Source organism: Gemmatimonadota bacterium (assembly GCA_026705765.1).
Classification (GTDB): Bacteria; Latescibacterota; UBA2968; order UBA2968; family UBA2968; genus VXRD01.
The window spans coordinates 1-12830 of the sequence record JAPPAB010000149.1; the positions used below are offsets into that span (position 1 = coordinate 1).

Here is a 12830-nt window from a genome sequence, read left to right on the forward strand (position 1 = left end):
TCGCCTCGTAAGGCGTTACCAGTGTGGTCAGTGATGGCGTCACATATGCCGACACATCAATATCCCCACTCCCCACCACAGCCATGTCCTCGGGTATGCGAAGACCCGATTCTTGTAGCCCTTTACAAACCCCTATAGCCGTATAATCGTCCCGACACACAAGAGCTGTAAACTGATCGCCGAGTTCTTTACCCAGTCGATATCCCGATTCTGCAAAAATGTCGCCAACAGGTATGTGTCTGGGCGTCAAGCCGTGCTTTTGCATCGCCTGCAAATATCCTTTCCCCTTAGCTGAAACCGGGCTGGACTCATTCCAGTCCTCTCCGATAAACCCGACCTGTTCGTGCCCCAACTCGATCAAATGTTCTGTAGCCTCGGAAAAATTCGCCACATAGTCCAGCACAGCCCCGCTCAGGTTTTCAACTGGATAATGCAATGTCACTACTGGCACCCGTCCCTTCACAGCATCCAAAATACGCTCTGACTCTCCTTCATCTCCCCGCGTATGAACTAAAAGTCCATCTACGCCCCAGGAAATCAATTGCCTGATCCGCGTAGCCCCGTCATCCCGTGAACTTTGAGGGATTGCCACTCCCATCATGATCTGATAATCCTGCTCGCCAGAGACTTTCAAAATCTGGTCGGTCTGACGCCCAAACATCTCCTGGAAAATCTGGTAGGTTAACAGACCCAGTGTACCCGTCTTCCCCATCACAATCCCCCGCGCCATCAGATTGGGGCTATAGTCCATCTCGGCGGCGGCTTGGCGCACCAACTCGCGAGTACTCTCCTTCACCAGTACCGAAGCGTGTGGAGACAGCGCACGTGAGACTGTTGAATACGAAATACCCAACTTCCTTGCAATATCTTTAATCGTAGCCTGATTTTTTTTCATTGGCTTATCTCGTCACCTGTTAAACGACAGAAATGAGGGACATAATTCACGAACAGACAGCTTTGATGTGGCTCAGATGGAACGTCTAATAATATAAAGTAAAAAGTGTACCAATGTGGGCGTTGTTCAAAACAAATGTCCGTAAAAAGTTATTTTTATCATGAAAGAGAGTCAATTTGCCTGTAATACCGTCTCCAAATAGTCCAGATCGGCTCTTACGAAGGACGAAATATAGTCTCAATAGACAATATATCGTCCCTGAGAAAAAATAACAAGTCCGATTTTTTCTCATCGCTCTGCTTGACAACGCCTCTCAACCCCCTTAACTTTTGGCATCTACTCCACTGTATTCTTTACGGATATCCCCATGCCCGCCCGTCTATATTTTACCTTTGTCTTCCTGCTGGGGGTTGTTGCCTCTGCCAACGCGCAGGGCGATCCCGCCGAGATCCCCGCACGCTACGATCTGGCCCGCATGTCGCTGGAAGACGGCGAGATCCATTATGCCGAACAGCAATTCCTCAAAATCCTCAAAATTGACCCCAAACACGCGCCCACACATTTAACTTTGGCCCGCCTCTATCACCGTCAAAAACGCAACGCCAATGCTTATCGCCACTTCAAAACCTATCTCGATCTCTCGCCTGAAGCACCCGACAAAGCCACAATTCGCACCTTGCTCAACACCCTCGCCGAAAGCCTGAAAGCATCCGGCAAGGGGTGGGTGGTCATCGACCCATCAAAGCCCTGGCAGCCATCTGTCCCCCCCCAATCCGATGAACTCGGTTTTATATCCATCCAGAGCGGGACCTTTCTTATGGGCGGCACTTTTGAAAACGAAAAACCCATCCGCCTGGTCACAGTGTCCGATTTCGAACTCCTGAACCACGAAGTCACCAACGCCGAATACTTCTCCTTCACCAAAGCCACAGGCCATTCCTCGCCCGAACACTGGCGCGAAGACTGGTTCTGGATGTCTGAGTTCGGCACCCACCCCGTTGTCAACATCACCTATTACGACGCCGAAGCCTATTGCCAATGGCTAGACGCGCGCTTACCCACCGAAGCAGAGTGGGAATATGCCTGCCGCGCGGGCCGCACCCAATCCAAATATCCCTGGGGCGACGACCCGCCCGATGAACAAAAAGCCAATTACGGACGCATCTTCAAAACGCCTTACCCCACGAGAGCCGTCAAATCCCACCCCCCCAACGCCTACGGTCTCTACGACATGGCGGGAAATGTATGGGAATGGTGTGCCGATTGGTACGATCCAGACTATTACAAAAATGCCCCTACTGATAACCCCAAAGGTCCGGATAAAGGCTTCGATTATCAACACACGCGCAGAGGCGGGCAGTGGCAGTCCTCCCCTCACTCCCTGCGTTGTGCCCGCCGCTATGGGGGCGAGCCTTCGGCTCAGGACAACGGCAGCATGGCCTACTTCGGCTTTCGCTGCGCCCGGTAGATAGAGAGACCGCCATGGCAATCCGCCTCACATTTCTCTGCGCCCTCCTGATCGCCCTGCCGATAGCCATATATAGTGGCGACATACCCCGCGTGCCATTGGGCCATGACGAAATCCGCTATATCAGCAGCATTCCCAAAGACAATCCCCTCACCCAAACTAAAATAGCCCTGGGCAAACTCCTCTTTTTCGACAAACGGCTCTCCAGAGACGGCAGCATAGCCTGTGGCTCTTGTCACCAGCCCCACCGCGCCTTTACCGATGGTCGCGTCTTGCCCACAGGTATTGACGGTCAGACTCCCACACGCAATGTGCCCACCCTGATCAACCGGGCATACGGAACGATTTACTTCTACGACGGCAGGGCTGCTACCCTCGAAGAACAGGCACTCATCCCCATCCAAAGCCCCACAGAAATGGGCAACACCCTCGAACAGGTCGTCACCACTTTATCGGCTATCTCCGGTTATCGCCCCCACTTCAAAGCCGCATTTGGAGACAGCACCATCACATCCGGCCGCATCGCCAAAGCCCTATCCGCTTTCGAACGCACGCTGATCTCTGGCGAATCGCCCTACGATTTGTTCGAATACGGCGGCCCCAAAGGCGCCATGTCCGCATCCGCCATCCGGGGCCTGCGCCTCTTTCGCACCAAAGCGCGTTGTACACTCTGCCACATGGGATTCAACTATACCGACGAAGACTTCCACAACATCGGTACGAGCTGGGATCGCGCTGATCTTTCCACTTACGAAAAAACCGGCAACCTGCAAGACATCAAAGGCATCGATCCCGGACGTTATGAGCAAACCCAAAAGCCTGAACACTTTGGCGCAATGAAAACACCTACCCTCCGCGAAGTCGCGCGCACAGCCCCCTATATGCACAACGGCAGCATCAAAACTCTGGAAGAAATCATCGAATTTTACGACAAAGGCGGTAATCCCAATCCCTTCCTCGACGAATTAATTACTCCCCTCAACCTCACCGACGCCGAAAAACAGGACCTGATCGCCTTCCTCAAAGCACTCAATGGCATCAACTGGCTCCACATCGAACCGCCATTTAGCTTCCCCGAGTAACCGAGAACGCGCACGCCTGGCTCCAATCGCTCCACACCCCTTGTGCATTTCGCGCACGCACGCGCCAATAATATCGCTCGCCCGGATTCAACAACCCTGCAAATTGCGGTTGCCAGCGCGTCTTCCCCGCGTATGCCGTGCGGCTCACATACCGGTCAAAAGTGGGACACACGCACCACCTGAAATCCGGGTACCTGCTCACCTGTACGTGATAATCGTCCACCTCTGACCCATTCCCTTCAGGACTTTTCCAGCGAAACTCAAAATCCGTCTGATCCAACTCAGCCCCATCCAAGGGAAACACCGGCTCGGGTATATCCGGCGGTTTAATACAGTGCTCCTCCTGCCATCCGTAAATTATCCGAACATTCCGTTTTTCCTCTGACTCATCTCTATATTGAATGCGATTCTCACCACAGAACAGCGATGGCAAAGATCGCGTTGCACACTGCAAATCCGTATCGAACCAGATTTTATCCACCCCCACATCTCCGGCATTCGCACCAGCCCACATCGCCACCTGAACATAATATTCATAACGCGGTCCAACCCGCCATCCCGGATCCCAATCCCCCCGCCAGTCGAACAAAGCCGGATTCAAATACCAGTCCAGATCCACACACGCACTTGCCCGATGTCCCGTTGCCACCCAGACCGACCGCCAGTCCTTTCCATCCAGAGACAGCAATACCTCAAGACCGTCTTCCCTGCTCACCCGTCTGTAGGACAAACCCACTCGCGCTCCGGCAATGGGATATGGTGAACACACCTTCCAGATCATCCGGGAAACGCTTTGATCTTGAACCGGATGAACAGCAGGCAATCGCCTCGACGCTTCCTGCACCACATTCACATGCCGTTCTAACCCTCTCATTGCCAGCGGATTTCGCAGATCGGGTCGATAGGCCAGCTTGCCATTGGAATATCGCACCTCGGGATGTAACCGACGCCCTCGCACCACCGTCTTGCCCACCTGATCCCAATAGCGCACCAGCTTCTCCCCCGGCCGCAAGCGCATCGCCATCGTATGGGGCGGCGGCAACTGCGTCGTATCCTGTTGCACACGGCCATCTTCCCGAGTCCAGGCACCGCTCGGATTGGTCGGATACACAAATTCCCGATTCTCGAACTGCGCGCTGTAATAATCCTTCTCCACCAGATCCTTTCCCGCCAGTCCCAGATTCCGGTGCGACCTGCTCGTCAGTTCTGGATCCCGCGCCAGGTCGGCGACACTGGCCACCGTCCGGTTATCGCGCTTTAAGAAAAACACCATCTGATCCGTATCGAGCAAATGCCATGCCCCATTTGCCCACGCTTCGAAAATCGTATGGCTACACTGCCGCCCTCGACCGTGCCCATCCAAAATACCGCCGACCCATACCTCGCGCGACTTCACCCCCATCACCTCACCCAACCGACTCGTGGCAATCGCATACCCTATACACCCCTCAAACCCATACGCATTGAACAACTTCACCGGATCGCTCACATCGTCATACCACGACATCCCGCATCGGCTGTCGTAAACCTCATCCACGACAAACTGCCACAACGCCATCATCCGCTCGTCTTCGTCCAGATCCCGCCCGCCTATCGCCTCTTTCGCCATCGCCTCTACCGACCACCAATCCCGCTGTCCATTTGCCACCAACCACGGATTCACCAGATCTGTCTCACCCGTATTCTCGATCACCACATAAAGATTTGGCTCAAACACCTGATCATAGGGCGGCATACTCGAATTAGGCCCCGGGCAATACACCTCTGGCCCAAGAGTCACAGCATTCGACTCATCCACATACCCACCCATCTGAACCTCAAACGCTTCTACCTCCTGCGTCAGATCGACCTGTTTCTCACAAGAAGCGCGGGGCACCTGCGCCTCAACGGATTCCATATTCCTCAACTCATCCTGTTCTGGATAACGATCAGCACCAACGGCGATATAATAATAAGTCTTCCCCGGTATCAAATCCGCCGCATCCACAAACCGATCTTCTCGGGCGACGCCGACTTCTTCAAATGCACCATCCGCCCGATCCGCGCGATAGATTCGCATCCTCCGAGCGTCCTCGCATTCCACCTGCATGGTAACGCAATTGACAGCAGTATCTAAAATTTTGAGTATCATATCCGATCCTCCCTCTGATCAAAGCGGAAAATCGCTTGATGGATCATCCACACGCATGTTATATTCCCTCAGATCTACCCTCTAACCTCCCAATCTCAGGAGACACGCCATGAAACTCGTCGAAACCGATCCCAACTCCGGCGCTGAAATTTACCAGCTCATCGACGATCCTCGTCCCGCCGACAACATCTATGGCGAACAACCCTATTCCTCAGCTGATGGAAGCCGCGTCACAATCCGATATTATCCCCAAAACGACCAGGACGGCGGCCTGTCCTTCCTCGACCTCACAGATGGCAGCCTCCACACCGTACTCGCCGAAGCACCCCGTTTCCCCGCCTTCCATGCCTGGGGCGAACACCTCTACTACCAGCAACAAGACGGGGACGCGCTCGTACTCAAACGCTGCAACTATCAGACCCTCGAAAAAGAAGACATCGCAACTTTGCCAACCGAAGAGGGCCGATTCAGCTACGGCACCATGTCCCAGGACGGGCGTTACTACGCTGCCAGCGTCCACCCCGAAGGCGGATCGAGCAAAGTCTGGTGTACAGACCTCTCAACCGGGAAAAGCAATACCCTTGCCCAGCGGGACGACTACCACTTCAAACACGAACAATTCTCCCTCGACGGCAACAATCGCATCCTCATTCAAGCCAACAAAATGCCCGACGTCAAATTCGTCCACCTCGGCGCTCTTGAACCCGACCGCGAAGGCATCACCTGGTTTCCCGTCGATCGCCCACACACGCCGCGCCCCACCGGTCACGAAGCGTGGATTGGCACAACCGACTACATCTTCATCTCCACGGGACAAGACGAAGACAGCGAAGGCAACGTCTGGACTGCGGGCTTGCGCGACAATGCCCCAAATCTGGTCAGCAAGACCTCCCAACGCTTCGGTCATGTCAGCGTCTCCCATTGTGGCCGATACTGGATTGGAGACGCCACCCAGGAAGAAAACATCCCCATCCACATCGGTTCTCTCGAATCGGGTCGTCACAAATGCCTCGTCCTCAGCCGCACCGAACACGACGACAACCAGTGGTCGCACACCCATCCCTACATGACCTCTGACAACGCGTGGCTCATCTACACCTCTAACCGCAGCGGTCACCCCCAGGTCTATGGTGCAAAAATTCCACAGGAGTTCCTGGATAGTCTTTCGTAAGCCTTAAAAACCCTCACCACCCATGCACCCCATGTCCCGCATCTGGAAACCAGATTATATCCACCACCTTGGAGACCCCAATCCCGAACAAATACCCCACAATCGCCCCGTACCAAAACGGCAGTGACCGCCTGTAAAGACTCACACCTCCAAACTGGATAACAAAGGTCTTCATCAACCACACAATCAGCAAACAAAACCCGTATCGCCCGACAGGCAAAGCAATCGCCGCCGGGTGAAACGGCCACCAGGACACCCGCGCCTTCAAATAAGTCAGCACCCCTGCCTCGGCAAACCCAAAAAACCACACCCCCAACTTCTGCGGATCGAACACCGTCAGCTTGCTCCCCTCAATCAACGACACCCTGCCCATCAGCACACCCCAGTCCCACAGCGCCATGTGCCCATTCAGACCGCCCTCGGTATAACACCGGTAAAGCTGTGCGCCCACAGAAACCACAAAACCCGTCACAAACGCCACCGGGATGCACCCCCAGATCAGCGGATGCCGCCGCAGGTGATCGCCCAACATCCGAAAAAAATGCGTCACCGAAGGGATACACGTAATCCGGATCGGCACCCCGCAAAGCGCGTTGCTATTCACCAGCCAGATAGACGTCTGTGTCGCAGGTGGCAGATTCGACGTTCCGCCCAGCGCCAGGAGCACATCGGCGCCCTTTCCACCTGCAGGAGACAAAAAAATAAATCCCGTAGTCGCCGCATATTTGGTAATCCCGAAAAAACAGATAAACAGCAACACTAACTGCACCAGCATCACGGGAACCCGCATCCCGGCAGACACCATCCATCCTCCCAAAAATACCGCCGAAGACAACAATCCCAGCCACGCCGTGCGATAAGAAACCGGAGACCCGTCATCGCTCTCGCGCCCCCTTTCAAACGCCTTTTGCAGCGTCTCCCGCAAATGCCCTCTGGCGACCCACACCGACCATCCCACCAGAAAAACCAGTGCCCCGTGCGATTCCAGCATCGCGATCTCGCCGCCCATCGCCGGTTGCCCGGGCAAACCCACCGTAAACCCCGTGCGGTTCAGCAACCCCTTTTTCAAAATATTCACAAAATCGTAAAACCAGAAACTGAACAGAATATCCAGCGGGCACAAATACGCCAGCCCCATAATCATCGGCTGCACCCGCAAAAAATAATCCGGAAAATGATGTCCCAGGGGTACGGCTTTGTATGTGGTCGAATAAAACAGGGTGATAGGCGGCAAGCTGAGCGCGAAATACCCGATGATATTCCAGCCAATAATCCCCGCCACAAAACCGAACCCAATCCAGAACACCTTATTCTTAAACACATCCGGCACCCGACTGCCCGCGGACTGCCTGAGCATATCCATCGGGAACGTCGCCATCGGAAAAACCAGCCGCTCCTTCTCGTGCCACTGTTTGTAAAAAATCACACTCGAAAAAAAACCCGCCCCAACCAGCGACAAACACGCCATCAACCACCAGAACAACGGCCGCACCCAGGCCAGCCACGGGATAGCCCCATCCACCTCCACCCCGGTAAACAACTGCCCGATCACCGCCTCTGATTCCTCTGGAAACAACCAGCGCGGAAAATAGGGCATCACCACCTCCCGCATCCGGTTCTCAGGCGAGGCATAGTGAGCCGGAGCCGCAATATCGGTCACCATATACATCGCCCACCCAATACCCGGCAAATTCCCCACCAGCCACACCATGAAAAACACCGTCAACATCTCCATCCGAGACAGTGCCCACCCCCGCGCAAACAGCTTCAACACCGTATTGATTCCCAGCCACACCACAAACGGCAGAGCCACCGCTACGGGCATGTAATTCTTCACCAGATTCCGCCCGAAATAGGACATGAAAAGCGCCATTCCCACAATCGTGAGCACACCGATCACCAGCGCGCGCCCCGTCACCCGTTCTCGGAGAACCCCGGCTCGTTCTTCCACCACCTGCTTTTCATCGATAGCCATCTCCCAACCTTTTTGGTCATCGCAATTGCTTCAACAATCCCAAAGCCACATCGACAATTTGCTCGCTACACCCCGGCGCAAAGACGCTCGCCTCCGGCTCATATCCTCCTTCTTCATAAGACTGCCTCGTCGGCAAATATCCCACCGAATCATTGGCTAACTCGATCACTATCGTCTGCGAAAACGGAGACCGAGCTTTCAAATCCAACCCCAATTCCACCAGCAACTCCCCCGGCACAGCCGCAATCCCCAGGTCCCCAATGCGAAGTGCCTGCACCCATGTCCGCACCCGATCCGGCACATCGACCATGCGCCTGGTTATTCGCCGCACAAAAGCGCGCTCGGCCATCGTGGGCCGCTCCATGGCCTCAATCTCCCTCACCCGCGCCATATCGGCCTCCGAAGGTGCTGACTTCCGCGCCAGCACCACCTCTTGCATAGCCGCCCCAATGGGTACATCGGACGCAAAATCCATCTCATTCCACACCCACAGAGCACCCGCTGCAATCAAACCCGCCACCCGTTCCGCATGCAGAGAACGGTCTTTCACAGGACGCTTATCCCCCAGCACATCTATATTATTGATATCCCCACACGCGCCATTTGAAAGCGCCGCAACAAAAGAGGCATTCCGCATCCGCTGAATCAGCGTTGAAAAAATCCCAAAATAATCCGCAGAAATCGAATACGCGGATTCGGGCATACCGATATAATGCAGCGCGTAATTGGCCAGCAAACCAATCGCCTCCCCGTCAACCCCCTGCAAACACAGCACGCCAATCTCCGGATCAATCGGACCCATTGGCGCCACCACATCGGGATTGCCCACCCCGGGATTCGTACGCACCGATCCATCGCTCATGCGATAGCGGCGGTTAAAAACCACGCGGTCCTCAAGAGCTTGCCCAAACCCCACCAGCGCTGGCTTTCGGTCCTGCCAGGCCAGCCTCACCGCATCGGCAATCCGATCGATCAAAAACGCCGTATAAGCATCATCGCCCGTGACAGCCCCCGTGTGCGTATGCGTGCAAGAAATCAAAACCCGTTCTGCACTCAGTTCCGTCTCCTTCGCAATTCGCTCCTTAGCGCGGTCCAGATAATCCCGCTTCACCCCAATCAAATCGCACACCACAATTGCCACACCTTCCCCTTCTCGTTCCACCACAAAACTGCGCACATGCAATGGATCGCGCACCTTTTCTGCGAACCGATCCTCAAACGATCCCGGAATCATCGTACCCAGCGGTGGTGTAATATCCAGACATGCAGCTCCTGCGGTGATCATAGGACACTCCTTTACTCGAAATTGTACGTGTACGGCCCCCGATAGCATTGGTCGAGCTTACCGCGCCACTCGCCTAAAACGCCCCGCAGATCAGCATTCCGTATATTCTGGAGAAACCATTCGGGAACCTCGTAATGCCGCATATTGCAGTAGAAGGGCGGAATAAATGTATAAGTCATCGAATACCGCGTATTCTCGGTCAGGATATGGGGTGCCGAATGCATCAGCGATTCCGTAAACAAGAAGGCGTCTCCCGCTCTACAAGTGGCCTCAATAGGCTCACAGAACTTACTCACTTCCGCGTAGTCACCGTGAACCTTGTGCGACTTATCCATAGCCAAGGTCCCACCATCACCAGATCCCACATCCGTCAGGAACACAAAGAAATTCAGATAAGGGAAATGGTGCATTCCCTGATGACACTCGTCTTCGTACATCCCCCACTTTGGCGCACTGCCGCGATGCCAGCCTTTCTTATAGCTCATGTCTTGCTTGTATCTGTGAACCTCTTCAGCGTTATGACGAAAATCAGCAGGTCGCCTGATAAAAGCCCAGGAATTCTTGAGTGTGGCTGCAATACCGCCGATCTCAGTGTACGCTTCCAGGATGCAGGGAATTTTGATGAACTCGATAAAAGAGTCGTCCCGAAGAATGAGGGTATCTATTCGAGTGGTCGTCAGGTCATTGCCCGTCAGCGACCAAATACCAGACGCGATGCGATCTAACGTGGACTTATAAGCATTTATTTTTTTTCGGTCCAATACACCCTCCAGCCGCACCCAACCGTGTTCTTCAAAATGCTGACGCATTTCTGATATCATAACCCTCTCCTTTTACTGCACCCTGCAGATTAAGCGTACATGCCCGCGGCGATGTTCTGACAATCGAATTTGCAAACGCTCCATACTCCGCAATCCTCTCGTGAAACGTCCCCTTCCAAAAACACTACGGTGTTTGAAATTTGCGGAACTTTGTCTGAAACCTCGGTGTTTCAAGCACATCACGGTTCACCACAGCCTCGGGAATCTCACCCCGAAGAATCTGCGCGGCCTGGCGGAATTTATCGCGCCAGGCGCCTTCAAAGTATTCATCGGTATGCCCCAGGGAGTGCGGAGATACAACGACATTGTCCATTTTGAGGATCGGATTGTCGGGATCGACAGGCTCCTGTTCGAACACATCTAATCCGGCCCCTCGAATCCATCCCTGCTGTAGCGCCTGAATAAGCGCGGCTTCGTCAACTACGGATCCGCGCGAGGTGTTGATCAGGTAGGCCGTGGATTTCATTTTGCGCAATTCTTCTTTCCCAATCAGATGGTGTGTCTCTTCGCTAAATGGCACGCTGATGCTCAGGAAGTCGGACTCGGCCAGAATCGTATCCATATCTACCAGATCTGCGCCGATATCGGACACGGCGTCCTGTTCTACGTAGGGATCACAGGCCAGGTGTCTCATCCCGAACGGCCTGGCCAGTAAAAACATCTCATGGCCAATGTTGCCGACGCCGATGGAACCGAGGGTCTTGCCGGTCAGACCTTCACCGTGATACGCATCCCGTTCCGACCAGCGTCCCTGGCGGGTCATTCTGTCTTTGTTAATGAGTCGCATCGCGAGCGCCAGAATGAAGGTGATGATAGTACAGGCCATTGGTCGGCGAACCGCGTCGGGAGCAAAGCAGAGCATGACACCCGCCTGGGTGAGAGCCCGAACATCGAGGTGGTCGTATCCCACGCCGGTGTAGAGGACTGCGATCAGTTGGTCGTTTTCCGCAAGTGATCGCTCTGTCCAGTGAGCGGTCCAGGAGATGACCATATCGCATCCACGTATCTGTTCGGCGCCGACTTCCGGCAGAAACCGATCGAATATCCGGTACTCGACTTCGGGCATCTCATTGAACAGTTCCAGCCCCGGGCCGGGAATGGCCAGATTTCCGTCCGGATCAAAGAAATCTCTGGTAATTCCGAGTCTGACTTTCCTCTCCATATATTCTCTCCTGTTTTCGTACTTAGGGTTTGGTCTGTGATGTATAGCAGTGATCGCCGTTTACGGAATCGCCATCCTGAAAATGGGATGACTATCGGGCGAGTTTGAAAGACACCCGTGGCGCTTCACAAGCGGGACCATATCCGTAGTAATGCGATCCACGTTAATATAGCGATAGATCAGGGAACGGCGCCTTTTAGAAGACGTATTGGAATCAGAGCCGTGGGGCAGACACAGATGAAAAAAGAGGGCATCGCCGGCATTCAGAACAACGGGCACGGCATCGGTGGTATCAAATTCTCCTTCGTCAAACCAGGGCTGGTCCGAATTGGGGCGTTTCAGGATACCCTGTCGGTGCAAGCCCGGCACAACTTGAAGACAGCCGTTTTCCGGAGTCGCCTCATCTACAGCGATCCAGACAGTGGCAACTGGGAGAGGTATTGAATAAAAATAGGGCGCGTCCTGATGCCAGGCATGGGCAGACCCGTAGAAAGCGGGTTTGAGCTGGGCTTCATCGCCAAAAAAGCGCAGGTTATCACCCAGAATATCCCGCATACACGACAGAATGGGTTCACAGGTAGCCACAGACCGAAAGAAAGAATCGTGCCGGACAACGCGACTGACTTTGCGAATGCGGTTCAAGGGATTATCGGGGCGAATATCCAGGCGCTGGACCTCGGGTTCGACCTGCACAGCAATCCCGGAATCGAGTTGCCCGAGCGCAGCGCGATCCAGGTGTTCGGCGATATTTTTGAGAAGTCCCGGCGGAATAAGCCCCTTAACGATGGTAAAACCGTCTGCGTGGTAATCCCGAATTTGGTCGGATGTGAGAGTCATAAA

At 54.3% G+C, this 12830-nt stretch carries 10 protein-coding genes; 3 read left to right on the forward strand and 7 right to left on the reverse strand.

Annotation, left to right across the window (positions count from 1 at the left end; translation table 11 throughout):
* The coding region (locus OXH16_19235; GenBank protein ID MCY3683537.1) for a LacI family DNA-binding transcriptional regulator at positions 1–895 on the reverse strand (895 nt) is incomplete at its 3' end.
* Positions 896–1262: 367 nt separating this feature from the next.
* On the opposite strand from OXH16_19235, the gene OXH16_19240 reads away from it, so the two are divergent.
* Complete coding sequence (locus OXH16_19240) at positions 1263–2363, forward strand: SUMF1/EgtB/PvdO family nonheme iron enzyme (GenBank protein MCY3683538.1); 1101 nt, start codon at positions 1263–1265, stop codon at positions 2361–2363.
* Between the two features lie 14 nt (positions 2364–2377).
* A complete protein-coding gene (locus tag OXH16_19245; GenBank protein ID MCY3683539.1) occupies positions 2378–3445 on the forward strand; it encodes a c-type cytochrome in 1068 nt (355 codons plus the stop codon).
* On the opposite strand, the gene OXH16_19250 is transcribed toward OXH16_19245, so the two are convergent.
* Complete coding sequence (locus OXH16_19250) at positions 3429–5576, reverse strand: fibronectin type III domain-containing protein (protein ID MCY3683540.1); 2148 nt, start codon at positions 5574–5576, stop codon at positions 3429–3431. The two genes, OXH16_19245 and OXH16_19250, sit on opposite strands and share 17 nt — an antisense overlap.
* A gap of 109 nt (positions 5577–5685) precedes the next feature.
* Between OXH16_19250 and OXH16_19255 the strand changes: the two genes are divergently transcribed.
* The gene (locus OXH16_19255; protein ID MCY3683541.1) at positions 5686–6747 is read left to right on the forward strand and encodes a hypothetical protein; all 1062 of its coding nucleotides are present in this window, start codon (positions 5686–5688) and stop codon (positions 6745–6747) included.
* Positions 6748–6760: 13 nt separating this feature from the next.
* On the opposite strand, the gene OXH16_19260 is transcribed toward OXH16_19255, so the two are convergent.
* The 5 genes from OXH16_19260 to OXH16_19280 form a co-directional block, all read right to left on the reverse strand.
* Positions 6761–8722, reverse strand: coding sequence for a hypothetical protein (locus OXH16_19260; protein ID MCY3683542.1), 1962 nt, complete (start codon positions 8720–8722; stop codon positions 6761–6763).
* 16 nt (positions 8723–8738) lie between these two features.
* The gene (locus OXH16_19265; protein ID MCY3683543.1) at positions 8739–10007 is read right to left on the reverse strand and encodes a hypothetical protein; all 1269 of its coding nucleotides are present in this window, start codon (positions 10005–10007) and stop codon (positions 8739–8741) included.
* An 11-nt stretch (positions 10008–10018) separates the two neighbouring features.
* The gene (locus tag OXH16_19270; protein MCY3683544.1) at positions 10019–10828 is read right to left on the reverse strand and encodes a phytanoyl-CoA dioxygenase family protein; all 810 of its coding nucleotides are present in this window, start codon (positions 10826–10828) and stop codon (positions 10019–10021) included.
* A 124-nt stretch (positions 10829–10952) separates the two neighbouring features.
* Complete coding sequence (locus tag OXH16_19275) at positions 10953–11990, reverse strand: dehydrogenase (protein ID MCY3683545.1); 1038 nt, start codon at positions 11988–11990, stop codon at positions 10953–10955.
* A gap of 60 nt (positions 11991–12050) precedes the next feature.
* Positions 12051–12827 carry a phytanoyl-CoA dioxygenase family protein gene (locus OXH16_19280; GenBank protein ID MCY3683546.1) on the reverse strand — a complete coding sequence of 259 codons (777 nt, stop codon included), beginning with the start codon at positions 12825–12827 and terminating at the stop codon, positions 12051–12053.
* Positions 12828–12830: the final 3 nt, after the last annotated feature.